The organism is Myxococcus sp. AB025B, assembly GCF_006518215.1.
Classification (GTDB): domain Bacteria; phylum Myxococcota; class Myxococcia; order Myxococcales; family Myxococcaceae; genus Myxococcus; species Myxococcus fulvus.
The window spans coordinates 1-24,256 of sequence record NZ_SRLW01000148.1; the positions used below are offsets into that span (position 1 = coordinate 1).

Annotated in this window: 20 protein-coding genes; 9 read left to right on the plus strand and 11 right to left on the minus strand. The window is 69.7% G+C overall.

The window, feature by feature from the left end; translation table 11 throughout:
• Nucleotides 1–1,160 (minus strand): myxosortase-dependent phytase-like phosphatase (locus FL311_RS23720; protein WP_141328180.1); only part of this gene is annotated, 1,160 nt, incomplete at its 3' end.
• A 139-nt stretch (nucleotides 1,161–1,299) separates the two neighbouring features.
• Between FL311_RS23720 and gmd the strand changes: the two genes are divergently transcribed.
• The 3 genes from gmd to FL311_RS23735 all read left to right on the plus strand — a co-directional run bounded on the left by gmd (nucleotide 1,300) and on the right by FL311_RS23735 (nucleotide 3,795).
• Nucleotides 1,300–2,274: a GDP-mannose 4,6-dehydratase gene (gene gmd, locus FL311_RS23725; RefSeq protein ID WP_141328182.1), complete on the plus strand. Its 975-nt coding sequence runs from the start codon at nucleotides 1,300–1,302 to the stop codon at nucleotides 2,272–2,274.
• On the plus strand, nucleotides 2,275–3,207 hold the full coding sequence (locus FL311_RS23730) for a GDP-mannose 4,6-dehydratase (RefSeq protein ID WP_141328184.1): 933 nt from the start codon (nucleotides 2,275–2,277) through the stop codon (nucleotides 3,205–3,207).
• 78 nt (nucleotides 3,208–3,285) lie between these two features.
• Nucleotides 3,286–3,795: an NADAR family protein gene (locus FL311_RS23735; RefSeq protein WP_141328186.1), complete on the plus strand. Its 510-nt coding sequence runs from the start codon at nucleotides 3,286–3,288 to the stop codon at nucleotides 3,793–3,795.
• On the opposite strand, the gene FL311_RS23740 is transcribed toward FL311_RS23735, so the two are convergent.
• The 3 genes from FL311_RS23740 to FL311_RS23750 all read right to left on the minus strand — a co-directional run bounded on the left by FL311_RS23740 (nucleotide 3,792) and on the right by FL311_RS23750 (nucleotide 6,252).
• Nucleotides 3,792–4,517, minus strand: a complete 726-nt coding sequence (locus FL311_RS23740; protein ID WP_141328188.1) for a hypothetical protein — start codon at nucleotides 4,515–4,517, stop codon at nucleotides 3,792–3,794. The two genes, FL311_RS23735 and FL311_RS23740, sit on opposite strands and share 4 nt — an antisense overlap.
• A 34-nt stretch (nucleotides 4,518–4,551) precedes the next feature.
• Nucleotides 4,552–5,079: a hypothetical protein gene (locus FL311_RS23745; protein WP_141328190.1), complete on the minus strand. Its 528-nt coding sequence runs from the start codon at nucleotides 5,077–5,079 to the stop codon at nucleotides 4,552–4,554.
• 69 nt (nucleotides 5,080–5,148) lie between these two features.
• Nucleotides 5,149–6,252, minus strand: coding sequence for a glycosyltransferase family 1 protein (locus FL311_RS23750; RefSeq protein ID WP_194869344.1), 1,104 nt, complete (start codon nucleotides 6,250–6,252; stop codon nucleotides 5,149–5,151).
• A gap of 29 nt (nucleotides 6,253–6,281) precedes the next feature.
• Between FL311_RS23750 and FL311_RS23755 the strand changes: the two genes are divergently transcribed.
• The 4 genes from FL311_RS23755 to FL311_RS23770 all read left to right on the plus strand — a co-directional run bounded on the left by FL311_RS23755 (nucleotide 6,282) and on the right by FL311_RS23770 (nucleotide 14,777).
• Nucleotides 6,282–8,516 carry a glycosyltransferase family 4 protein gene (locus tag FL311_RS23755; RefSeq protein WP_141328192.1) on the plus strand — a complete coding sequence of 745 codons (2,235 nt, stop codon included), beginning with the start codon at nucleotides 6,282–6,284 and terminating at the stop codon, nucleotides 8,514–8,516.
• On the plus strand, nucleotides 8,513–9,349 hold the full coding sequence (locus FL311_RS45280) for a hypothetical protein (RefSeq protein WP_228557025.1): 837 nt from the start codon (nucleotides 8,513–8,515) through the stop codon (nucleotides 9,347–9,349). The genes FL311_RS23755 and FL311_RS45280 overlap by 4 nt, the downstream gene beginning before the upstream one ends.
• A 411-nt stretch (nucleotides 9,350–9,760) precedes the next feature.
• Nucleotides 9,761–10,591, plus strand: coding sequence for a glycosyltransferase (locus tag FL311_RS23765; protein ID WP_141328194.1), 831 nt, complete (start codon nucleotides 9,761–9,763; stop codon nucleotides 10,589–10,591).
• Between the two features lie 406 nt (nucleotides 10,592–10,997).
• Nucleotides 10,998–14,777: an FAD-dependent oxidoreductase gene (locus tag FL311_RS23770; protein ID WP_141328196.1), complete on the plus strand. Its 3,780-nt coding sequence runs from the start codon at nucleotides 10,998–11,000 to the stop codon at nucleotides 14,775–14,777.
• A gap of 16 nt (nucleotides 14,778–14,793) precedes the next feature.
• Here FL311_RS23770 and FL311_RS23775 read toward each other — a convergent pair whose 3' ends face one another.
• Complete coding sequence (locus FL311_RS23775; RefSeq protein WP_141328198.1) at nucleotides 14,794–15,465, minus strand: hypothetical protein; 672 nt, start codon at nucleotides 15,463–15,465, stop codon at nucleotides 14,794–14,796.
• Nucleotides 15,466–15,660: 195 nt separating this feature from the next.
• On the opposite strand from FL311_RS23775, the gene FL311_RS23780 reads away from it, so the two are divergent.
• The gene (locus FL311_RS23780) at nucleotides 15,661–16,155 is read left to right on the plus strand and encodes a histidine phosphatase family protein (RefSeq protein WP_141328200.1); all 495 of its coding nucleotides are present in this window, start codon (nucleotides 15,661–15,663) and stop codon (nucleotides 16,153–16,155) included.
• Nucleotides 16,156–16,171: 16 nt separating this feature from the next.
• Entirely contained in the window at nucleotides 16,172–16,504 is a 333-nt protein-coding gene (gene cyaY / locus FL311_RS23785; RefSeq protein WP_141328202.1) for an iron donor protein CyaY, read from the plus strand.
• On the opposite strand, the gene FL311_RS23790 is transcribed toward cyaY, so the two are convergent.
• The 6 genes from FL311_RS23790 to secA all read right to left on the minus strand — a co-directional run bounded on the left by FL311_RS23790 (nucleotide 16,492) and on the right by secA (nucleotide 24,027).
• Nucleotides 16,492–17,451, minus strand: a complete 960-nt coding sequence (locus FL311_RS23790; RefSeq protein ID WP_141328204.1) for a diguanylate cyclase — start codon at nucleotides 17,449–17,451, stop codon at nucleotides 16,492–16,494. The two genes, cyaY and FL311_RS23790, sit on opposite strands and share 13 nt — an antisense overlap.
• A complete protein-coding gene (gene frr / locus FL311_RS23795) occupies nucleotides 17,451–18,008 on the minus strand; it encodes a ribosome recycling factor (protein WP_141328206.1) in 558 nt (185 codons plus the stop codon). The genes FL311_RS23790 and frr overlap by 1 nt, the downstream gene beginning before the upstream one ends.
• Before the next feature lie 44 nt (nucleotides 18,009–18,052).
• Nucleotides 18,053–18,805 (minus strand): UMP kinase, encoded by a 753-nt coding sequence (gene pyrH, locus FL311_RS23800; protein ID WP_141328208.1) that lies wholly within the window; start codon nucleotides 18,803–18,805, stop codon nucleotides 18,053–18,055.
• A 216-nt stretch (nucleotides 18,806–19,021) separates the two neighbouring features.
• On the minus strand, nucleotides 19,022–19,675 hold the full coding sequence (gene tsf / locus FL311_RS23805) for a translation elongation factor Ts (protein WP_141328210.1): 654 nt from the start codon (nucleotides 19,673–19,675) through the stop codon (nucleotides 19,022–19,024).
• Between the two features lie 159 nt (nucleotides 19,676–19,834).
• Entirely contained in the window at nucleotides 19,835–20,770 is a 936-nt protein-coding gene (gene rpsB / locus FL311_RS23810; protein ID WP_194869345.1) for a 30S ribosomal protein S2, read from the minus strand.
• Between the two features lie 407 nt (nucleotides 20,771–21,177).
• Nucleotides 21,178–24,027, minus strand: a complete 2,850-nt coding sequence (gene secA, locus FL311_RS23815; protein ID WP_141328214.1) for a preprotein translocase subunit SecA — start codon at nucleotides 24,025–24,027, stop codon at nucleotides 21,178–21,180.
• Between the last annotated feature and the right edge of the window lie 229 nt (nucleotides 24,028–24,256).

Consider the following 24,256-nt stretch of genomic DNA (forward strand, 5'->3'; position numbering starts at 1 on the left):
GGGATGCCCGGTCCGGGCCCACCTCCCCCACCTCCACCGCCGTCCGAGCCCGCGTCGGAGCCGCCATCCGTGCCGCCGTCCCCCTGCGAGGGACGCGTGTCGATGCGCAAGGGCGGCGTGAAGGCCTGCGCCACCTTGTCCCAACCCACCAGCTTCAGGTTCTGCAGGTTGCTGTTGTCGGAGTCCTGCGCGACGAACAGACCGTCAAGGAACTCGGGCCCCACCGGCTGCGCGGACACGGCCAGCGCGAACGGCGACTCCACCGCGCCGATGCCGCCATCCCCCGCCACCATCTGGAACGAGCCCAGGAACGCGTACGTGCGGCGGTCCAGCACGCCGAACGAGTTGGAGGTCGTGTCCGCCGCCAGCAGGTAGCCCTGCGCGTTGGCGCCACGGTAGAGCGCGAGCCGGCTGACGGAGCCCGACAGGTTGCGACCCGAGCCCGTCAGCGAGGCCACCTCGGTGCGGCTGGTCCCCCCGTTGGGCTCCGCGTTGTAGCGCCAGATGGCCACGCCGGACTGGACCACGTACACGTAGCCCAGTTCCTCGTCCGCCACGAGCCCGGTGATGGCGCCGCCCACGTCCAGCGCGTCGCGCGCCAGCGTGGCCGACATCCCGCCGTCCTCACCGGACAATTCGAACTGCAGGAGCGAACCGGACGGGTTGCCCGCGAACACATAGAACCGACCGGAGGAGGGGCTGCGATAGAGCGCCACGCTGTTGAACTGCGTGCTGTTGTTGACGAGCGGCGCCACGTTGATGCGCTCCACCTTGTTCGTCGCCCGCCGCCCATCCACCCGGTAGGCCGACAACCCGTTGACGCTGTTCGCCGTCACCGCGAGCGACAGGGTGTCGTTGCCCAGACGGAAGCCGTCACGCAGGGAGATGCCCAGCGTGGGCCCATCGAAGTCCGACTCCACCTGTTGACCATCCAACCCGAAGGTGAAGAGTCCGGAGTTGGCATTGTCATACGCCGTCAAGAGCAGGCTGTCGGCGCCCCCGTCCGCGCTGCCCACCCAGATGGCGACGTCGCGCAGGTTCGCCCCGCTGGCCCCGGGGTCCGGGGTCGTCTGACGGACAGGGGACACCCGCACGGGCTGGGCGAAGGCGGCCGCTCCACTGAGGAACGCCGCCAGGGCGAGGATGAGAGGGTGGCGCATGACCGGGCTCCAGGCAGGTGGGTCCGCCGTAACTTCGCACGCGGAGGATGCCTTTCAAGTGCGAAGGCTCCGGGAACGGTTGGCTCCGGCCAACCGTGTCGAGTACAAAGTGCGTCTTCCAGCCAACAGCGAAAAGACCATGGCGACCAAGCGCGCACTCATTACGGGCATCACGGGGCAGGACGGCAGCTATCTGGCGGAGCTTCTCCTTTCGAAGGGCTACGAGGTGCACGGCATGGTGCGCCGCTCCTCCGAGGAGAAGTTCGAGCGCATCCAGCACCTGCACGGGAAGATCCAGCTCCATCAGGGTGACCTGCTGGACCAGTTCTCGCTCGCGGCGCTGCTGAACCTGGTCAAGCCGGACGAGGTCTACAACCTGGCGGCGCAGTCGTTCGTGCCCACCAGTTGGAACCAGCCGGTGCTCACCGGTGAGTTCACCGCGCTGGGCGTGACGAAGATGCTGGAGGCCATCCGCCACACGCGTCCCCAGGTGCGCTTCTACCAGGCGTCCTCCAGCGAGATGTTCGGCAAGGTGCTGGAGGTGCCGCAGACGGAGGACACGCCCTTCTACCCGCGCAGCCCGTACGGCGTGGCCAAGGCGTACGGCCACCACATCACGGTGAACTACCGCGAGTCGTTCGGCCTGTTCGCGGTGAGCGGCATCCTCTTCAACCACGAGTCGCCGCGCCGGGGCCTGGAGTTCGTCACGCGCAAGGTCACGTACAACGTGGCGCGCATCAAGCACGGCCTCCAGGAGAAGCTGCCCATGGGCAACCTGGACGCCAAGCGCGACTGGGGCTTCGCGGGTGACTACGTGGAGGCCATGTGGCTGATGCTCCAGCAGGACAAGCCCTCCGACTACGTGGTGGCCACCAACGAGACGCACACGGTGAAGGAGCTGGTGGAGATTGCCTTCGCGCGCGTGGGCCTGGACTGGGAGAAGTACGTCTTCACCGACCCGGCCTTCGTGCGCCCGGCCGAGGTGGACCTGCTCATCGGTGACCCGGCCAAGGCCAAGAAGGAGCTGGGCTGGGAGCCCAAGGTGCGCTTCAAGCAGTTGGTGGAGATGATGGTGGACGCGGACCTGGAGCGCGTGAAGGCGGGGCAGCGGTAGATGCGCATTCTCGTCACGGGAGCGGATGGGTTCGTCGGCAGGCATCTGTGCGCGCTGTTGCGCGCCTGCGGCGATGAGGTGGTGGAGGCCCACGGGCCCCGCGGCGAGGGTGTGAGCAGCAGCGCCCTGCATTTCGACGTGGCCAACGAGGCCGCCGTGAAGGCGGCCGTCGCCGAGGCCCGGCCCGAAGGCGTCATCCACCTGGCCGGCTTCAGCTCGGTGGCCAAGAGCCACCACAACCCCTCGCGCGTGTTCGCGGTGAACACGATGGGGGTGGTGAACCTCCTGACGGCGCTGCGCGAGAACGCGCCGAAGACGCGCGTGGTGCTCGTGGGCTCAGGCGAGGTGTACGGCCCGGTGCCGGAGGGCACGCGCGCCCCCGAGAGCACGCCCGCCGTGCCGCTGAGCCCCTACGCGGCCTCCAAGTCCGCGGCGGAGCTGGCCGGCGTGCAGTTCCACCGCAGCTACGGGCTGGAGGTGATGATGGCCCGGCCCTTCAACCACCTGGGCGCGGGGCAGGACCCGACCTTCGTCGTGCCCTCGTTCGCCTCGCAGATTCGCGCCATCGGCCTGGGCACGGTGGACCCGGTGCTGCGCACGGGCAACCTGGACGCGGTGCGGGACTTCTCGCACGTGCGCGACGTGGTGGAGGCCTACCGGCTGCTGCTCGAAAAGGGCGAGCCCGGGCAGGCGTACAACATCTGCTCCGGCGAGGGCCGCACCATCCGCAGCCTGCTGGAGGAGATGCTCCTGCTCGCCGGAGTGGACGCGCGCATCGAGTTGGATCCGGCGCGCCTGCGCCCCTCCGACATCCCCAGCCTCGTCGGCTCGCCCGACAAGCTGCGCGCGCTGGGTTGGGCGCCCAAGCTGACCGTGACGGACGCGCTGCGCGACGTGCTCGGTCCCAAGGTGCCCGGCGCCCAGCGCGCCTGAGTCCTCCCCCGAGACGCCTGTCAGGATGCCGGGCCCCTGGTCGTTGGTGTAAAACCGACACGAACCAGGAGGCTCGGCATGGCAGGCACGCGGCGGCAGGACAGGTTCACCTTCTTCTGGACCCAGGAGTCCCCGTTCTCGCAGTGGCATCCCTGTGAGTTCCTGGTGGAGGGGGCCCGCTACAACTGCATGGAGCAGTACATGATGGCGGGCAAGGCGCGCCTCTTCGCGGATGAAGAGATGCTCGCGCGCATCATGGCGTCCGCGTCTCCCAAGTCGCAGAAGGCGCTGGGCCGCAAGGTGCGCGGCTTCGTGGAGGAGACGTGGGTGAAGGAGCGCGAGCGCATCATCTACGAGGGCAACCGCGCGAAGTTCACGCAGAACGCCGCGCTGCTGGAGGTGCTGCTCGCGAGCCAGGGCACGGAGCTGGTGGAGGCCAGTCCCATGGACCGCATCTGGGGCGTGGGGCTGGGCATGGATGACGCGCGCATCCTGGACCCGTCCAAGTGGCGTGGGCTGAACCTGCTGGGCAAGGTGCTGACGCGCCTGAGGGATGACCTCATCGCGCAGGGTGCGGTGGCTCGCTAGCGCTCCACGTGGGCCCAGGCCTCCAGCCGCCTGTCCAGGGCGGTGAGGGTCCACAGGTCCGCGGGATTGTCGGAGCGCACCGCGTCCAGGGCCGCTCTCAACGAAGCCCTGGCGCGCGCCTCGCCCCACTCGGACAACACGCGCAGCGCCATCAACGAGGGCTGACGCGAGAGCAGTCCGAGCAGTTCCTCCACCACGCGAGGGCTGCGCTCGTCGGCGAGCCGCTGCACCGACTCGTGTCGCTCCTCCGGAGTCGAGGCGGCGTCCCGCAGTCGCTCCGCGAGCGTGTGGAAGCGGGCCTCGTCCAGCAGCTTGCGCGGGCCCGGCGTGTCCCAGTGCTCCACCGTGACGCTCGTGCGCGCGAAGGCGACACACTCGCGGCGCAGGCCGTCATCGTCGAACAGGCCCATGAGGCGCTCGGGCGCGGGCCGCCCGCCCACGAGCAGCCCCGCCGCGCGCTCCGCCAGCCCGTCCGCGACACCGAGCAGGTGCACCCGAATCACCGTGGCCTCCGCGTCGGCGCGGACCTCGACGGGCACCCGCTCCGACTTGAGGAACACCTCGGCGAGGCCGCGCTGGGACACGTACCAGCGATACTCCAGCCACACCGCGCTCGGACGCTCGACGAAGCGCGCGTCCTCGGCCTCGACGAGCCGGGGCGCGCCTTCCGCCACGCCGCCGAAGCAGCGCTCCAACAGCGCCAGGGCCTCGGTGAGCTTCATGTCGCGTCCACGCGCATCAGGCCGGCGCTCCCGCTCAGAACGAGTACGGCACGGGCGCGGACACGCCGAGCAGCGACAGGTCCACCGTGCCGCGCGTGTTGCTCTGGCCGGACTGCGCCTGGGCGATGGGGCTCACGTCGAAGCGGAGCTCGGCGAACTTCATCGCCTTGCAGCGGTCCCCATGGCCATCGTGAATCAGGACCAGGTTCGCCACCGGCGTGGCCCCCGCCTTCGACTGGAGCTGCCCGTCCCAGGCCAGCTCGTACGTGTGCTCGGCGCAGCCACCTCCGTGCGCGACGTTGAGCGTCAGCACGTTGCCTTCGACCTTCGCGTTCTCGATGTTGATGGGGTCCTGGGGTTGCGGGTCCGCATTCACCACGAGCGGCGTGGCGTCGGTCCGATTCGCCGAGGAGGCGCCCTCCTCCGTGGGCGTCTCCGACTCCGGAATGGCCACCGCGTCCTGGGGCACCGCCGGCTCCGCGGGCTCCTGCCGCGCGGGCTTGCTCGCACAGCCGATGAGAAGACCGCTCAACACGAGGCCACTCCACATGAGCTTCCGCATCCGCATCCTCCCGTCACGACTCCTCGGCGGAGCCCGATTGCCCGCCGACCCGACACACGCTCCAGGGACTCAGCGTCGGAGCACGGCCTCGTAGGCCGCCAGCGTCCCCTCGGCCGTCCGTTTCCAGGTGAACTCCGCGGCCCGCGCGCGCCCCCGCTCCGCGAAGGACCTGCGCTCCTCGGGGGAGCGCAGGAGCCGGTGGATGGACTCGGCGAGCCCCTCCGCGTCGTCCGGGCGCACCGCCAGCGCCGCGTCACCGCAGACCTCCGGCAGCGAGCCCGCCGTGGAGACGATGGCGGGGGTGCCCAACCGCATCGCCTCCAACGGAGGCAGGCCGAAGCCCTCGTAGCGCGAGGGGAAGACGAACAGCGCCGCGCGCCGCATCAGCTCGTAGAACACGGGCTCGGCCTGATAGCCGAGCGGACGGATGTCGTGCCCTTCCGCGCGCAGCCGTGCGATGCGGGACTCCACGCGGCCGGAGCCGAACCAGCTCTGCCCCGCGAGCACGAGCGACGCGGGCCGCCCCCGCGCGCGCAGCCGCTCCATCGCATCCAGCACCAGGTCCACGTTCTTGCGGACATCGAGCGAGCCCGCGTACAGCACGTAGTCCCTGGGCAGCGCGAGCGAGCGCAGGTAGTCCGCGCTCGTCGCATCCAGCACGGGCGCGTTCACGTGGTCCACGCCGATGGGGACCACCACCGCGCGAGAGGCGACCTCGGGGAAGCGCTCCAGCAGGTCATCGCGCGTGCGCGCGCTGATGCACAGCACCTGGTCCGCCAGCAGCAGGCTGCGCGACAACCACAGCCGGAACTGCCACCGGAACTTCGCGGACACGGTGTCCGGCATGATGAGCGGAATCAGGTCCAGCACCGTGAGCACGTAGGCGGTGCCGGGCACGCGCGTCAGGGGCAGGTTGAAGTTGCCCAGCGCATGGTAGAGCGCGGGCCGCGAGCGCTCGAGCAGCTTGGGCAGCCGGGCGAGCGTCCAGGCGGTGCGGCCGCCGTTGCCCCTCGGATGGTCGCCGGAGTCGCGCGCGCCCAGCTTCTCCAGCGAGACGCCTCGGGCCTCGAGCGCGCCAGCGAGACAGCGGGTGTACAGGCCGATGCCGGTGGTGGGCTCATCCCAGAGCGTGGCGTCGAAAGCGATGGAGCCGATGGACACGGGGCGCCTCATAGCACGGCCGTGTGATAGGCAGGGCGCGCATGGCGATCCACCAGTTGATAGCGAGCTTCGTGCCCGGCGACGCCACCGGGCAGGCCGCGCTGCACCTCCAGCTCCTCCTGCGCCGACTGGGCGTATGGGGCGGCCTGTACGCCGACGAGGTGGGCGCGGGCCTGGAAGGGCTGGCGAGCCCCGCCTCCGAGCTGAAGCCGGCGCCGGATGACCTGGTGCTGTACCACCACGGCATCGCCTCGCCGCTGAGCAGTCGCCTGATGCACCTGCCCTGTCGCAAGGGGCTCGTCTTCCACAACATCAGCCCCGCGCGCTTCTACACGGGCCTGTCGCTGGAGAACGCGCTGCTCGCCGGACGCGCGCAGCTGGCCGCCATGGCGCCCTTCGTGGACGTGGCCATCGGCGTGTCGGACTACAACGCCGCGGAGCTGCGCGTCGCGGGCTATCGCAACGTCCACACGGTGCCGCTGCTCATCGAGCCGGAGCGCTTCCGGCCCGACCGCGCCGACGCGAAGCTCCTGAGCAGGCTGGCGGGCCCGGGGCCGGTGCTGCTCGGTGTCAGCCGGGTGATGCCACACAAGCGCTTCGAGGACCTCATCGCCCTGCACCGCGAGGTGCTGCGGCTGCGGCCCCAGGCGCGGCTGCTGATGGTCGGCGGCTATGAGCCGGGCAGCCGCTACTTCCGCTCGCTCGAGAAGCAGGCCAAGGGGCTGAGCGGGGTGAGCTTCCTGGGGCGGCTGAGCCACGCGGAGCTGGTGGCCGCGTACCGCTCCGCGTCCGTGTTCGTGTCGATGAGCGAGCACGAGGGCTTCGGGGTTCCGCTCATCGAGGCCATGGCGTCGGACGTGCCCGTGCTGGCGTACGGCGCCGCCGCGGTGCCGGAGACGCTGGGCGGCGCGGGCATCGCGTTCGACCAGAAGCGCTTCGCCTTCCTCGCGGAGCTGGCGGTGGACCTGAGCGAGGACCTCTCCCTGCGCGAGCCCGTCATCGCGGGCCAGCGTCGCCGGCTGGAGCACTTCTCCGCGCCCTCGGTGCAGCGCGCGCTGTCCCGAGCGCTGGAGCCCTACCTGCCGGCGCCGCGAGTCCGTCGGGCGGCGCCGAAGCGGCCCCGGGTGGCGGTGGTGGTGCAGCGGTACGGCGAGGTGACGGGCGGCGCGGAGATGCTGGCCGCGCAGGTGGCCGAGCGGCTCACGCCGCACTGGGACCTCACGGTGCTGACCACGTGCGCGAAGAACCACCTGTCCTGGGAGAATCACTTCCCCGCGGGACCGGACCGGGTGCGCGGCGTGGACGTGCTGCGCTTCCCCGTCACGCGCGTGCGCAACATCCGGGGCTTCAACGGGCTGTCGCGCAAGCTCTTCGACAAGAGCAACGAGCGGCTGCGCGAGGAGCAGTGGGTGGCCGAGCAAGGCCCCCTGGCCCCAGGGCTGCTCCACCACCTGGCCTCCACGCGCGACGCGTATGACGGCTACCTGTTCTTCACGTACCTGTACGCGCCCACGGTGTGGGGCATGCCGCTGGTGGCGGACCGCTCGCTGCTCGTGCCCACCACGCATGACGAGGCGCCCATCCGCTTCGATGCGTACCGCGACGTCTTCGAGCTTCCCCGCGCGCTGCTGTGCCTGACGCCGGAGGAGCTGACCATCATCGAGAAGTACTTCCCGAACCACGCGAGGACACGCGTGGTGGGCGTGGGCGTGGAGCGGCCCTCGGCGGACGGGGCGCGCTTCCGACAGAAGCACGGCGTGCACCGCGACTACCTCCTGTACGTGGGCCGTCAGGAGCCGGGCAAGGGTGTCCCCGAGCTGCTCGAGTTCCATCAGGCCTTGAAGCACCGGTACGCGGATGCGCCGGACCTGGTGCTCGCGGGGGACGCGCACATGTCCCTGGAGGGCGATGGCGTGCGCTATCTGGGGCGCATCCCCGAGCAGGACAAGCACGACGCGCTGGCCGGAGCGCTGGCGGTGGTGGTGCCGTCGCGCTACGAGAGCCTGTCGCTCCTGACGCTGGAGGCGTTCGCGCAAGGCACGCCGGTGTTGGTGAACGGGCGCTCGGACGTGCTGGTGGGACAGGTGGAGCGCAGCGGCGCGGGGCGCGCCTATACGGACCTGGCGTCGTTCATCCAGGGGCTGCGCGAGGTGGGCGAGGCGCGCAAGGCGCTGGGGGCGAAGGGGCTGGCGTACGTGAAGAAGCAGGGATGGCCGCAGGTGGTGGCCACCTACCGGGACGAGCTGCAACGCATCCTCGAGGAGAAGCACCGATGAAGCTGCTGGGACGCGACATTCCCGCGCGGGAGCTGCTGGCCCGCATCGAGGAGCGCCTGCGAACGCGCGGGCTGCCCACCTCCGAGCCGGTGGAGGTGCCCGCCGAGGGCGTGGAGCCCCGGCTGGAGCCGCTGACGTTCAACCTGCACGCGCTCGAGGAGAACGCCGACGCGACGCGCGCGCTGCCGCTGCAGACGCACCGGGGCGGCGTGGGGCAGCTCGTCGTGGTGGCGAAGTGGGCGTTCCGCAAGTCGTGCCAGGTGTTCATCAACGAGGCCCTGGGACGGCAGCGCGTGTTCAACGGGCACGTGCGTGACTCGTACGCCCAGCTCTCCGCGGAGGTCCTCCGACTGCGCCGCGAGGTGGAGCAACTGCGCGCGCGACAGGCGAGCCCCCCGGTCGAGGAGTCGCGAGGCCCAGTGACGTCGGGTACTCCGGAAACGGCGGCACGCCCCTCGCTGACGAGGAGCACGTCCAGGACGGAGAGACAGGGGTCACACGCGCCGACGAGCGTCGAGCCGCCTGCTCCACGGCCTCCGCGCGCCGACGGAACGGCGCACACCGACGCGGGGCCGGGCGCGGACAAGGTCATGCAGCAGAAGGGGACTTCGACCTCGCGGAGTCACGAAGCGAAACAGGGCCGTGAGGCGACGTCGTCGCAGGACGGGCATGGCGCACGGAGCACGCCGCGCGATGCCGCGGAGGTACTGCCCAAGCCTCGCACCACCAGGACGGAGACCGTGACGTCGGCGAAGGAGCAGACGCCACCGACCGACAAGTCGGCTCGCCCCAAGGATGGCGCGAAGTCCCGTCGCCCCAAGCGACGCCGATAGAGCACCGCGCTCCATGGGGTTCCTGGGACAGCGCGAAGCCTCGCCGCCCCATGCGAGGTCACCGCGCTCCTGGCGGCTCCCAGAGCGCGCCGAGCCCTCCGGTCCAAGCGGCGCCGCCAGGACACAGTGCGGCGCCAGGCCCCGCCACTCCCCGCGGTGCGGTGGAGCCACGGCGCGCCTCGGGTGACTCGAAGCAGCATCCGCGCCAACCTGGCGCACCTCGCTCACCGGGCGAGGAGCCTCCATCGGCGTCGCGCGACGGCCCGTCCGGAGTCAATGACCGATACAGCAACCCCGTTGCGATTCCCGCTTCGCCCAAGCACGGAGTCCGGAGGGCCTCCTGAAGTACCGGCCCACACGCCCGCCTCCCCTCGCGTTGACGCCCCTGCCCCACCGTGCTCAAACCGGCGCGTGGGAGCTCCGTCCATCAGCGTCGTCATCCCCGCGTACAACGAGGGGCAGCGCCTGCCTCGCTTCGTGGCGTCGCTCACCCACGTCGCCCTCGGGCAGCCGACGCCGCGGGTGGAGTTCCTCGTCGTCGACGACGGCAGCGCGCCCGAGCACGCCACCCTTCAGCGAGCCAGCGTCGAGCAGGCCCAGGCCCGGCTCTCCGCCGCGGGCTCGCACCACCGCTTCACCTACGTCGCCGCGCCTCGCAATGGCGGCAAGGGCTCCGCCATCCGACTCGGCTGGCGCCATGCCTCCACTGACTCCACCTGGCTCGCGTTCCTGGACGCGGACGGCGCCATCAGCGCGGACGAGCTCTTCCGACTGGTCCGCCTGTCCGACGCCCCCGAAGCCCAGGCCGTGGATGTCCTCGCCGGCTCACGCATCCTCATGGCCGGCCGCCGCGTGGTGCGAAACCTGGGCCGGCACCTGCAGGGCCGCATCTTCGCCACGCTGACGGACATGAACTTCGGCCTGCACTTCTACGACACGCAATGTGGCGTGAAGCTCATCCGCGCCCGCGTGCTGCACCCGCTCCTCGACGTGCTGCGCGAGGAGCGCTGGCTGCTCGACGTGGAGCTGCTCGCCCTCCTCAAGCGCCAGGGCGCCCGCTGCCTGGAGGTCCCCATCGACTGGGAGGACTTCGGCGGCTCCAAGGTCATCCCCGGGCTCGACGCGGCCCGCATGTTCTGGGGGCTGTTCAAGCTCCGCCGCCGACTGGACCACCTCACCCTCCCCGCTCCGGGCTCGCGCGAACCACTCCCCGCGAACCTGCCCCCCACTGATACCCGGTGACAGCCGCAGCGGAATGGCCGGGCCCCGGGTGCGATACGCCCTCCCCAGGGCGACATGTCGGAGGGGTACGGAGCACCCTCTCCCGAAGGGCGAGCGGCCGGCGGGCCGTCCGAGCCACCCGCCCCTCGTCGGGCCAACCCATTGGCCTCATTCCAACCCACGAGCGTCCCGGTGCGGGCCGCGCGGGCCCTGGCGCATCCTGCCGACGGCCCCGACCTGTCCCGGAGGCCAGCAGATGGAGGGCGGCTGATGTCCGCCCTTCGCGTTACAACCCCAGGGAAGCCACTTGCTCCCATCGCCCGGTTTCACGCGGCGTCGCGAGGCCGCTTGCTTTCCGGGCGGCTCACCGCGAAATAGGCCCCGCACGCGAGCCGTTGCTCCGGGTTCCTCCTACACCTTCAGTGATATGCGCGCCCTGACCGACCTGCCCAATGACCCTGGCCCCTCCCTCCAACTGGGCCTGCCGGGCTTCACCTTCGAGGACCTCTACCGCCCGCGCGGCCTGCGCCGGCTGGCCCAGAGCTTCGACGCACGGCTCGCCGAGGACGAGCCGGAGCTGTTCCAGGCGTTCGACGCCTATCGCAAGTCCCAGGGCAAGAGCCTCACCGGCCCCGCCGAGTCCGACCTGCTGGTGCGCGTGGCCCGCCACATGTCGCGCTTCGTCGCCCGGCTCTTCCGCGTCGAGTCCGAGCTCGACAGGCTGATGGGCCACCTCAAGGGGGAGCTGCCCCTCTTCGACTTCAAGCGCGAGTTCATCACCCGCCGCGTCTTCAAGAAGGGCGCCCCGGACCGCCCGACGCTGGCCGAGTTCCCCTCGCTGGACGGCCGCATGCGGCGGATGCTCCAGCTGGGCTTCCCGGAGGCGCTCTCCACCGGCGACTTCGAGCGCGGGCTCGCCGAGTCCGTCCTCAGCCTGATGGAGCTCGAGCGCCTGTTCTCCGGCAACCTCCCCGCCGAGCAGCAGGAGAAGGCCCCTGCCCTGCGCGAGCGCTGGACGGCCCTGCGCGCAGCGCTCGTGGCGACCCCGGAGGGCCGCGAGGCGTTCGGCTCCAGCCTGGTCACGCAAGGCGATGACGCCGCGGAGCTGCAGGCCGTGCGCGCCCTGCTGTCCCTGGCGGACCGCTGGACGTACGCGCGCGCGCTGCACCCGGAGACCAAGGACCAGTTCCACGCGTGGCCCACCCACCGCGTGCCCAAGCCGCTGGTGTTCGACCAGCTGGTGCACCTGCAGCGTCCGGACGCCGAGCTGCCCGAGGCCACCGAGGGCCTGGAGCACCACCTGCGCCACCGCGACGGCTTCAAGCTCACCGACCGCCGGGGTACCCAGCGCGACGTGATGAACGAGGTGGACTACTGCGTGCTCTGCCACGAGCGCCAGAAGGACTCCTGCTCCACGGGCTTCCCCGCCAAGGACAAGGTCGCCGAGGGTCACAGCTACAAGAAGAACCCCCTGGGCATCCCCCTCACGGGCTGTCCCCTGGACGAGCGCATCTCCGAGGCCCACCTGCTCAAGCGCGAGGGCAACTCGCTGGCGGCGCTGGCCATGGTGACGCTGGACAACCCGATGTGCCCGGGCACCGGCCACCGCATCTGCAACGACTGCATGAAGGCCTGCATCTTCCAGAAGCAGGAGCCGGTGAACATCCCCCTGGCGGAGACGGCCGCGCTGACGGACGTGCTGGACCTGCCCTGGGGCTTCGAAATCTACGGCCTGCTCACGCGCTGGAACCCGCTCAACGTGCGCCGGCCGTACGCGCTGCCCTACGTGGGCCGCAACGTCATGGTCGTGGGCCTGGGCCCCGCCGGCTACACGCTGTCGCACTACCTGCTCAACGAGGGCTTCGGCGTCACGGGCGTGGACGGCCTCAAGATTGAGCCGTTCTCCGACGAGCTGGTGGGCCGCAACGGCCACGCGCTCACGCCCATCCGCGACTGGCGCTCGCTGACGCGCGAGCTGGATGAGCGCGTGCTCGAGGGCTTCGGCGGCGTGTCCGAGTACGGAATCACCGTGCGCTGGGACAAGAACTTCCTCACGCTCATCCACCTGACGCTGGCCCGGCGCGAGGGCTTCCGCATCCACGGCGGCGTGCGCTTCGGTGGCACGCTCACCATCGAGGACGCGTGGGAGCTGGGCTTCGACCACGTCGCCATCGCCGCCGGCGCCGGGCGCCCCACCATCATCGGGATGAAGAACAACCTCATCCGGGGCATCCGCAAGGCGAGCGACTTCCTCATGGCGCTGCAGCTCACCGGCGCCTTCAAGAAGGACTCGCTGGCCAACCTCCAGGTGCAGCTGCCCGCCATCGTCATCGGCGGCGGCCTCACCGGCATCGACACCGCCACGGAGCTGATGGCGTACTACCCGGTGCAGGTGGAGAAGGCGCTCGCGCGCCACGAGAAGCTCGCCGCGGAGCTGGGCGAGGAGGCCGTCTTCGCGCGACTGGACGCCGAGGAGCGCGCCACCTACCAGACCTTCCTGGAGCACGGCCGCGCGGTGCGCGCCGAGCGTGAGCGCGCGAAGGCCGAGGGCGGCACGCCCGACTTCATCAAGCTGGTGCGCGCCTGGGGCGGCGTCAGCCTGGCCTACCGCCGCAGCCTCACCGAGTCCCCCGCCTACCGCCTCAACCACGAGGAGGTGACGAAGGCGCTGGAGGAAGGCATCCGCTTCATCGAGCGGATGAGCCCCGTGGAGGCCATTGCGGACACGACGGGCGCGGTGCGCGCGCTGCGCTTCGAGCGCATGGTGACCGTCGACGGCAAGCTCAAGGGCAGCGGCCAGTTCTTCGAGCTGCCCGCGCGCACGGTGTGCGTGGCCGCCGGCACCTCGCCCAACGTCACCTACGAGCGCGAGTACCCGGGCACCTTCCAGCTCGACGAGGGCGGCGACTACTTCCAGGGCCACGCCCTGGTGGAGACGGCGGACGGCTTCACGCTCGAGCGCGTGGAGGCCAGCGAGGACCTGGACGCCAAGGTGGGCTTCTTCACGTCATACGCGAAGGACGGCCACTTCATCTCCTTCTACGGCGACAACCACCCCACCTACGCGGGCAACGTGGTGAAGGCCATGGCCAGCGCGAAGGACGGCTACGGTGAGGTGGCCCGCCTGTACGCGAAGGAGGTGGCCGCGCTCGACTTCGACGACGAGGTGGCCCAGGCCCGCCGTGACGAGCAGCGCGCCGCGCACTTCGCGAAGCTGGACGCCGCGTTCAACGCCACCATCGTCGCCGTCAAGCGCCTCACCCCGACCATCGTGGAGGTGGTGGTGAAGGCGCCCTACGCGGCCAGCCACTTCCAGCCCGGCCAGTTCTACCGGCTCCAGAACTTCGAGCGGAACGCGCCCGTGGTGGACGGCATGCGCCTCACCATGGAGGGCCTGGCCCTCACCGGCGCGTGGGTGGACAAGGAGAAGGGGCTGATGGGCACCATCGTGCTGGAGATGGGCTCGTCCTCGCGCCTGTGCTCCGCGCTCACCCCGGGCGAGAGCGTGGTGCTGATGGGCCCCACGGGCGCGCCCACGGAGATTGGCCACAACGAGACGGTGGTGCTCGTGGGCGGCGGCCTGGGCAACGCGGTGCTCTTCTCCATCGCCCGCTCGCTCAAGGCCGCGGGCTGCCGCGTCGTCTACTTCGCCGGCTACCGGCTCAAGTCGGACTCCTTCAAGCAGGACGAAATCGAGGCGGGCACGGACCAGATCGTGTGGTCCGTGGACACCGGGGAGACAATCGAGCCCCGGCGCCCGCAGGACTCGGCCTTCCGAGGCAACGTGGTGCAGGCCATGCTGGCCTACGCCGAGGGCAAGCTCGCCGCGCCCTCGCTCATCCCGCTCTCGGAGGTGGACCGCATCATCGCCATCGGCTCGGACCGGATGATGCGCGCGGTCGCCGAGGCCCGCCACGGCGTGCTCCAGCCGTATCTGAAGCCGGAACACGAGGCCATCGGCTCCATCAACTCGCCGATGCAGTGCATGATGAAGGAGATCTGCGCCCAGTGCCTCCAGCGGCACGTGGACCCGCGCACCGGCAAGGAGACGTGGGTCTTCTCCTGCTACAACCAGGACCAGCGCCTGGACCAGGTGGACTTCGTCAACCTGAACCAGCGGCTGCGCGGCAACACGGTGATGGAGAAGGTCGCCGACCTGTACCTGGCGCAGCTGCTCAAGAAGGCCCCGCACCTCAAGCGCGTGTGAGGGGCCTCGCGCGTCTTCACCGTCGTGTGCCGGTGAAGACGCGCAGCATCTCCTGGTAGTTCTTCATCAGCTCGTCCTCGCGCGTGAGCACCACGTCCACGTTGGCGTCGCCGTACTCGCGGCGCACGTCGGTGAGCTTCTGGAAGGACTCCACCTGGCGGCGCATGGAGGCCACCTGCGCGGCCAGCTCCTCGCGCTGCTCCGGCGGCAGCTTCTGCTGGAGCTCCTCCAGCTTGCGCAGCTCGTCCTCATACTGGAGCGTGCGCCCCAGCTGCCGCTGACCGATGACGGCCGTCACCACCTGGGCCAGCCCATTGATGTCCGCCACGCTCAGCCCCGCGGACGCCCGGGCCTCCGCCTCCGCCTTGGCCTTGGCCTCCACCACCTTGAGACCCGCGCGCACCTCCGCCATCGCCTCCGGCGTGCCCGCATCCACCAGCACCCCCAGCCCCTGCAGCCCCTTCACCTGCGAGCCGTACACGTCCAGCATCCGCCGCTGGTAGGCCACGTAGGCCGTCAGCTTCTCGGGCGTCACGACATAGGCCGCGCCGGCCTCGGCCGCCTCCAGGGCGTCCAGCCCGGCGGCGCCCGCATCCTCCACCCCGGGTGCCTCACTACCCGCGGCCCCATCCTTCTTACATCCCGAGAGGGCCAGCGCCCCCGCCAGGACCCACAGCGCCTTGCGCATCCGGACTCCTTGCCTGAAGAGACGGCTCGTCAGCCCCCGCGTGTATGCTGCGCGGACGCGTGCGGAGGAGGGCGGCCCCCTCCTGTCTGTCACGTTGAAGGTTGTTCAGGCCACTGAACAATCGCCGCATTACCTTTGACCAACCCGGCGGCGGTCGTGTACGAACCGCGGTCCGGTTGCTCCGGTGGAGGGACTTTGAGGATTTTCCTGGTTAGGCACGGCGATGCGGACGCGGAGATCCCCGAGGGTCTCGGCGATGAAGCACGCTGGCTCACGGCGAAGGCGCGAGCGAACACGGCGGCACACTTCGCATCGTTGTCCGAGCGCATGGGGCCCATCAGCCTCATCCTGACCAGCTCGCTGGTTCGCACGGTGCAGACGGCGCAGATCCTCTCCATGGCGATGAAGTACGAGGGGCTGCTGCAGGTGCACAAGAGCCTGCTGCCGGACATGCCCGTGGGCACGGTGGACTCGCTCATCAAGGAGCACGAGGGCGAGAACCTGGTCCTCGTCGGCCACCAGCCGACCATGGGCGCGCTGGCCGCGCACCTGCTCGGGATGCAGTCGTTCCCCAAGCCCGTCAACCCGGGCACCGTCATCGCCCTGGAGCGTGCCGAGGGTGAGAACGCGCAGTACAAGCTCCTGTTCTACGCGGCCCCCGGCCACCCGGTCCTCGACGTCATCCAGTGAAGGCCCCCGGTCGGCCATGATGGACGAAGCACGCTACAACCAGCTCGTCGCCGCCGTGTTCAAGCGGATGCTCGCCGCGGCGGACGCCATCGACCCGGACATCCTGGAAGCCGAGAGCACGGGTGACATGCTCACCCTCACGGCTCGCTCCCGGGAGAAGTGCATCGTCAACACCCAGCGGGCCGTGAAGCAGATCTGGGTGGCGGGACGGGGCCAGGGCATCCACTTCAGCCACGACGAGGCCACCGGCACCTGGCTGGATGACAAGGGCCGGGGCCTGGAGCTGTTCCGGTTCGTCGCCGACGTGGTGCACCACATCAGCGACGTGGACTTCGTCTACCCGTCCTGATTCCGGCTGGCGTCGCTGGCCACCTCCACCCAGTCGCCTCCGGCCGCCTGCGCGCGTCGCAGCGCGTCTCCCGCGTCCTTCAGCATCCCGCCGAAGCTGATCTGCTGGACGGGAGCGCCCGGCCCCGCGCCCTTGCCCGCCGGAGGCTCCGACACGGAGACGCCCACCGAGGCCGTGCCCGCGGGCAGCGAGGTGACGCCCTTGAGCTTCTCGCGCAGGCGCTCGGCCACCACCCGGGCTCCCGAGCGGGGCGTGTGGGGCAGGAAGACGACGAAGCGGCTGTCCGCGAAGGGCACCGCCACGTCGATGTCGCGCACCCCCGCCACCAGCAGGCCCAGCGTCTCCGCCAGGGCGCCCTTGCGCGCGGCCGGCGCCAGCGACGAGGCCCGCTCCTGGAAGCGGTCCAGCTCCACCATCAGCAGGGCGATGGGGTAGCGGTAGCGGCGGCTGCGCTTCACCTCCATGAACATCAGCCGCTTGAGGAACTCGAAGTCCGCGGACGTCGCCCCCACGGGGGCCCGCGGCGCTGGAAGCTCCACTGGCGCCGGAGTCACGGGCGCTGGGGCGGCCTGGGGCGCGCGCCGGGCCTCCTCGCGCTGCACCAGCAGCGACACGCACGTCAGCACCGTGGCGCGCTTGAGGGGGCCCACCAGGCTGCCGTCCGCGCCCGACTGCAGGGCGCGCTCGTCGGCGTGCTCCTCGTCCGGCGGGTACATGAGCAGCACGGGCGCCGTGAGGCCCTGGGCGCGCACGCCCCGGCACAGCGCCTCGCCGTCCAGCGCTCCCGTGCCGGAGGCCAGGAGCACGGAGGGCGGACGCTCCCGGGCGGCGCGCAGCGCCTCGTCGACGCTCGCCACCCACGCCACCTCGTGGCCGGCGCCCTCGAGGTACCGGCGCAACACACCCGCCACCGGAGCGGCGGGCTCGGCCAGGAGCACGAAGGCCATCAGACCGACATGACCTCCTTCTCCTTCGCCTGGACGATGGAGTCGACCTGCTTGACGCCGTCGTCGGTCTCCTTCTGGACCTTCTCCGTGATTCGCTTCTGGTCGTCCTCGGTGATCTTCTTGTCCTTCAGCTGCGTCTTGAGGACTTCGTTCGTGTCGCGGCGGATGTTGCGGATGGCGACCTTGTGGTCCTCACCCTTGGTCTTCACCTGCTTGGCGATCTCCTTGCGGCGCTCCTCGGTGAGCGGCGGGAAGGGCAGGCGGATCATCTCCCCGTCGTTCATGGGGTTGATGCCGAGGTTGGCCTCGCGCAGGGCCTTCTCGATGTCCTTCAGGACGCTCTTCTCCCACGGCTTGATGGTGATGAGCCGGGGCTCCGGGGCGTTGACGCTGGCCACGCCGGACAGGGGCGTGGGCGTGCCGTAGTAGTCCACGCGGACGTTGTCGAGGATGGCGATGTTGGCGCGCCCGGTGCGAACCTTGGTCAGCTCGCGCTTGAGGTCCTCGAGCGTCTTGTTGATGCGCTCCTTCAGCTCTTTGACGAGGTCGTCGCTCATATGCGTGTTCTCCTTGAACTCGGAATCGGGATGAGTGCGTGACGTCAGGCCCAGACCGTCTCACTGCCGCCCACGACGGTACCAATCTCACCGCCGCCCAGCACCGCGCGGCGGATGTTCCCCGGCACGGTGAGGTCGAAGACGATGATGGGCAGCTTGTTGTCCATGCACAGCGAGATGGCCGTGGAGTCCATCACATTGAGGTTCTGCTTCAACACATCCATGTACGTCAGCGAGCGGTAGCGGCGCGCGGTGGGGTCCTTCTTCGGGTCCGCGCTGTAGATGCCGTCCACCTTGGTCGCCTTGAGGATGACCTGGGCGTTGATTTCCATGGCGCGCAGCGACGCGGCCGTGTCCGTGGTGAAGTACGGGTTGCCTGTGCCCGCGGCGAAAATCACCACGCGGCCCTTCTCCAGGTGGCGCACCGCGCGCCGGCGGATGTAGGGCTCGGCGATCTGCTCCATCTTGATGGCGGACAGCACGCGCGTGTGCAGGCCCTTCTTCTCCAGCGCGTCCTGCATGGCCATGGAGTTGATGCACGTGGCCAGCATGCCCATGTAGTCCGCGCTGGCCCGGTCCATGCCCTCCGTCGCCCCGGCGACGCCGCGGAAGATGTTGCCTCCGCCAATCACCAGGGCCACCTCCACGCCCGCTTGCGCCAGCTCGATGACCTCATCGGCGATGGCGCCGAGTGTGGGTGGGTGGATGCCGTACTTCCCCTCTCCCATCAGGGCCTCGCCCGAGAGCTTGAGGAGAATGCGCTTGTATCGGAGCGGTTGGGTCGTGTCGGAGGACATGCGCGTCCGCTTCTATCCCCCGGATTGCGGCATATCAACGCCCGAGTCGGCCAAGGCGGCCACACCGTCCACGGCCAACGCCCCAGGGGCCCTGGGAAGCCCTCCCGGGGCCCGAAAAAGAGGAGGGCCGCGTCCCCCGGCTCCCCAGCAGGGAGTCGGAGGGGTCGCGGCCCTCGGGGCCAACAAGGAGGACCTCGGAGCGAGGTCCTCCGGGGCTCAGCCCTGGCCCAGCGTCTTGGCCACTTCGGCGGCGAGGTCGTCCTTCTTCTTCTCGATGCCCTCACCCACCTCGAAGCGGACGAAGCGGCGCACGGAGACCTTCTCGCCAATCTTCGCGGCGCGCTCGGTGATCATGTCGCCGACCTTCTTCTTGTCGTCCTTCACCCACAGCTGGTCCACGAGGCAGACCTGCGTGTAGTACTTCTCCATCTTCCCCACGAGGATCTTCTCGAGCATCGCCTCGGGCTTGCCCTGCTGCTTGAGCAGCTCGCGCTCGATCTCGCGCTCCTTCTCGAGGTTCTCGGCGGGCACTTCCTCGCGGCGGACGAACTTGGGGTTGGCGGCGGCGATCTGCATGGCCACCTCCTTCACCAGGTCCTGGAAGTCCGGGTTGCGCGCGACGAAGTCAGTCTCACAGTTGACCTCCACCAGCACGCCGATGCGACCGCCGTGCACGTAGGTGCCCACCAGACCTTCGGCGGCGACGCGGCCTTCCTTGCCGGCGGCGCGGGAGATGCCCTTCTTGCGCAGCCACTCCTCGGCCTTCGTGAAGTCGCCGCCGGACTCGGCCAGCGCCTTCTTGCAGTCCATCAGGCCCGCGCCGGTCCGCTCGCGGAGGTCCTTCACCATCTGGGCGGTCACTTCGGCCATGTTCTTCTCCTGCCTCCACCACCACGTGGGCGCCATGCGCCGGGCGGAGCATTGATGTTCAAGGGGTACGGCGTACGACGGGAAACACGGACGGCCGGGTGACAGGCGTTCTGCTCCGCCACCCGGCCGCCACGAAGACACTGGAGTGAAACGGGGGGATTACTCCGCCGCCGTCTCGCCCGCGGCCTCGCCGCCCTCGGTCGCGGGCTGCTCGGCGACGGCCGGCGCACCCTTCATCTCGACGAGGGGGCCACGGCGCTCGCCGCCACGGTCACGGTCGCCACCACGGCGGTCGCCGCCGCGGTCATTGCGGCGCGGGCCACGGCGGTCATCACGCTCACGGCGGTCGTCACGGCCCTCGCGCTCCTCCTGCTCGTCGCGCTCCGCCGCGCCCGAGGCACGGTAGCGGGCCGCGCCCTCGATGCAGGCCTCGGCGATCTTCGACGTGAAGAGCTTGATGGAGCGGATGGCGTCGTCGTTGCCGGGAATCACGAAGTCGATGCCGTCCGGATCGCAGTTCGTGTCGACCAGGCCAATCACGGGGATGCCCAGGCGGGTCGCCTCGTGGATGGCGATGTGCTCCTTCTTCGGGTCGATGATGAAGACGCAGCGGGGCAGCTTGGACATCTCCTTCACGCCGCCCAGGTTCTTCTCGAGCTTCTCGCGCTCGCGCTCCAGCGTGGCGACTTCCTTCTTGGGCAGGCGCTCGAAGGTGCCGTCCTCGGCCATCTTCTCCAGCGTCTTGAGCCGGTCGATGCCCTGCTTGATGGTCTTGAAGTTGGTCAGCGTGCCACCCAGCCAGCGGCTGGTGACGAAGAACTGGCCGGCGCGCGAGGCCTCCTCGCGGATGACGTCCTGCGCCTGCTTCTTGGTGCCGACGAAGAGCACCGAGCCACCGCGGGCCGTCACGTCCGCCACGAAGCGGAAGGCCGAGCGGGCCATGGTGACGGTCTTCTGGAGGTCGATGATGTAGATGCCGTTGCGGGCACCGAAGATGTACGGCTTCATCTTCGGGTTCCAGCGCTTGGTCTGGTGGCCGAAGTGGACGCCGGCCTCCAGGAGTTGCCGCATCGTGATGCCGCCGGCGGCGGCCATGGCCTGCTGCTGGTTCTGCGTTTCCTGCGTGTCGATCGACATGTTGTTTCTCCGGTTCATCCGCCACACCCGATGCGAAGCTCCGGCCGTGACATCCGGGAGGGGGCCGCTCCTTCCGGAGGGGCTCACCCACGGTTGCACCGGCGACCGGCACGGGCGTGTGTGAAGTGGGTACGACTCGGGGTAGATACCCCACCCCAGACTACGAGGCGGGGCGTCCTTAACAGAACCCTTCCGGGCGGCGCAAGCTTCGCCTCACCGTCCGTGCCGGGAAGCAGGCGGAAGGCCCCCTCCCCTGCCCTCCAGGCGCCCTGCGTGTCCCCGAAACACCACCGGCGCGGACCACCGCCCGGACCTCGGGGCGGCGCCGCGCCGGCGCGTGGGACACCGTGGGAGCGACAGGCGGCCTAGACGTTGGCCTCCGCCGCGCCGTGGCACTTCTTGTACTTGCGGCCGCTGCCGCAGGGGCAGGGATCATTGCGGCCCACGCGGGGGCCCTGCTGGGCCGCCGGAGGACGGGCCGCCTGGGCGACGGAGGCCTCGTCCAGCTTGCCCTCCGCCGTGCCGCGCCCCTCCACCGCCTTGCGCTGCTGCTGGGCCAGCTGCCGCTGGATGCGGACGGCCTCTTCCTCGGCGCTGGTGGCCGAGCGCGGCTGCACGCGCATGAGCTGGGAGACGAACTGCGCCTTGATGGAGGCCAGGGTCTGGATGAAGCCCTGGTAGCCCTCGCGCTTGTACTCCTGCTTCGGGTCCTTCTGGCCGTAGCCACGCAGGCCGATGCCCTGGCGCAGGTGGTCCATGCCCAGCAGGTGCTCCTTCCAGAGCCGGTCGATGGTCGCCAGGTAGTTGTACTGGAGGAAGCGCAGGAAGTTCTCGCCGAACTCCTCGTCGCGCTGGCGGAAGACCTTCTCCGCCGCCCGGTAGATGTGGTCCTGGAGCTCGTCGCGGTTGCCGACGTTGTCGAAGTTCATGTCCAGGTCGAACGTCTCCTTCACCGTCCTGGTGAGGGAGTCCAGGTCCCACCCGTCCGAGCTCTTCGTCGGCGCGTACGTGTCCACCGTGGAGACGATGACGTCCTCCACCGCGTCCAGCACCATCTCCTTGAAGTCCGCCCAGCTCACCATCCGCTCGGAGCGGCTCTTCACCCGCGTCTTGGGGTCCTCGGTGAACTCCACGAGCGGCAGGCCCGCGCCCGCGGCCAGCACCTGACGACGCAGCTTGTAGATGGTGCGCCGCTGCTGGTTCATCACGTCGTCGTACTCGAGCAGGTTCTTGCGGATGTCGAAGTTGTGTCCCTCGACGCGCTTCTGGGCCCCCTCGATGGCGCGGGTGAGCCAGATGTGCTCGATGACCTCGCCCTCCTCCATGCCCAGCCGCTCCATCAGCCCCTGGATGCGCTCGGAGCCGAAGATGCGCATCAGGTCATCCTCGAGGGAGAGGAAGAACCGGCTGCCACCCGGGTCACCCTGACGACCGGCGCGGCCACGCAGCTGGTTGTCCACGCGGCGCGACTCGTGGCGCTCGGTGCCGATGATGAACAGGCCGCCGGCCGCCATCACCTCCTCGCGCTCCTTCTTGGTCTCCGCCTCCAGCTTCGCCTGGGTGTCGGCGAGCTTCTGCTCCCACTCGGCCAGGGCCTGCTGATACGCGGCCTGCGGGTCCGGCTGGGCGACCGCGCCCTCGACGGGGGCCTGCGGGGCCACGGGCGGAGGGGCCTCCGGCGGGGGGCCCACGGCCGCCTTCGCCAGCACCTCCGCGTTGCCGCCCAGGAGGATGTCCGTGCCGCGGCCGGCCATGTTGGTGGAGATGGTGACCGCGCCCTTGCGGCCCGCCTGCGCGACGATGTCCGCCTCGCGCTGGTGCTGCTTGGCGTTGAGCACGTTGTGGGGGACGCCCCGCTTCTTCAGGAAGTTGGACACCACCTCGCTCTTCGCGATGGAGACCGTGCCCACCAGCACCGGCTGCCCCACCTTGTGCAGCTCTTCAATCTGCGCGGCCACCGCCTCGAACTTCTCGCGCTCCGTCTTGTAGACCACGTCCTGCTGGTCCTTGCGGATGTTGGCGCGGTTGGTGGGGATGACGCGCACGTCCAGGCTGTAGATCTTCGCGAACTCCTCCGCCTCCGTGTCCGCGGTGCCCGTCATGCCGGACAGCTTGGAGTACATGCGGAAGTAGTTCTGGAACGAGACGGTCGCCAGCGTCTGGTTCTCGTTCTCGATCTTCACGCCCTCCTTGGCTTCAATCGCCTGATGGAGGCCGTCGGACCAGCGGCGGCCCGGCATCTGGCGGCCGGTGAACTCGTCGACGATGACGACCTCGCCGTCCTTCACCACGTAGTCCTTGTCGCGCTTGTAGAGCGTGTGCGCGCGCAGGGCCTGCTCGACGTGGTGGAGCGTTTCAATCTCACCCGGATCGTACAGGTTGGAGACGCCCAGGCGCTTCTGGAGCTTGTCGATGCCGTCGTCCGTCAGCGACACGGAGCGGTGCTTCTCATCCAGGGTGAAGTCCTGGTCCGGGACGAGGCCGGGGATGACCTGGTCCACCCGGTAGTACTTGTCCGTGCTGTCCTCGGTGGGACCGGAGATGATGAGCGGCGTGCGGGCCTCGTCGATGAGGATGGAGTCCACCTCGTCGACGATGGCGTAGTTCAGCTCGCGCTGGACGTAGTCCTGCAAGCGGAACTTCATGTTGTCGCGCAGGTAGTCGAAGCCGAACTCGTTGTTCTGCCCGTACGTGATGTCCGAGCGGTACGCCTCCTGGCGCTGCTTGTCGGACAGCTCGTGGAGCACGCAGCCGGTCGTCATGCCCATGAACTTGTAGACCCGCCCCATCCACTCCGCGTCGCGGCGGGCGAGGTAGTCGTTCACCGTCACCACGTGCACCCCGCGCCCGGACAGGGCGTTGAGGTAGCTGGGCAGCGTGGCCGTCAGCGTCTTGCCTTCACCGGTGCGCATCTCCGCGATGCACCCCTCGTGGAGGAACATGCCGCCGATGAGCTGCACGTCGTAGTGGCGCTGGCCGATGACGCGGCGCGAACCCTCGCGGATGAGCGCGAAGGCCTCGAACAGCATGCTGTCGAGCGACCGTCCGTTCTGGATCTCCTGCTTCAGCCGAGCCGTCTCGGCGGGAAAGTCCTCGTCCTTGAGGGCCCGCATCCGGCTTTCCAGCTCGTTGATGCGGATGACCTTCTCGCGGGCCTTCTTGAGCTCGCGCTCATTCTTGGTCCCGATGAGCTTCTTCAGCGTCCATTCGATCATTCGTTGACTCTCTCGCGGCCGGAGAATCCTCGAAGGACGGCGGCGAGTGAAGGGAAATCCCTGGAGATGTAAGGGAGGGCTGGTGGGAAACCACGCGCGCCTCCGTAAACTTCCTCTCGGCCGGTTGCCCAGCGCGCATCGGTTCAGAGTAAAGCGGAACCGAGCCCACGCAATGTCCCCTTCACGAAATCCCCGCCGCCGGCCTGTCCGGGGCGCTTCCTCCAAGCCC